The organism is Bartonella queenslandensis AUST/NH15, from assembly GCF_000312585.1.
GTDB lineage: Bacteria > Pseudomonadota > Alphaproteobacteria > Rhizobiales > Rhizobiaceae > Bartonella > Bartonella queenslandensis_A.
The window spans coordinates 1-438 of sequence record NZ_HE998079.1 but is presented as its reverse complement, the minus strand read 5'-3'; the positions used below and the strand labels follow the sequence as shown (position 1 = coordinate 438).

Below are 438 nucleotides of genomic sequence, written 5' to 3'. Positions count from 1 at the left end.
TAAAAGATTCTCATGTTAAAAAAAAATTGATGCGTTTTAATTTTATTATGCTTTTTATAGAGAGATTCTTTCTAATCTTTTGTTCAGCCAAAAATTGCGTAAATTCTAGATTTATTATTGTATGAATTTAAAAAAACAGATATTTTGATTTAAAGTGGGAAATAGTGTTCATTTATACTGAACATTTGTGTGTTTATTTTAATGTCGCTTATTGATTAAAGCATTACCTATTAAGTACATTTGAGAATATTAAGTATCTTGTCGTTGTGCAGTTTTAGGGGTCATTTACATTATCACTCTTTATCGCTAAAGATAAGTGATTTTGTAAAAAAGGGGAGATTATCATGTTTAAATGGACACATAGCGAAGAAATTAATACAGAAGCAAGTGCAGAGCAGATTTGGGCTATGTGGGAAGATGTAGCAACATGGTCTTGCT

1 pseudogene is annotated in these 438 nt (G+C 28.8%); it reads left to right on the top strand.

Annotation, left to right across the window (positions count from 1 at the left end):
* Positions 1 to 344: 344 nt before the first annotated feature.
* Positions 345 to 438: pseudogene (locus BN338_RS13965) on the top strand (SRPBCC family protein); the annotation flags it as partial.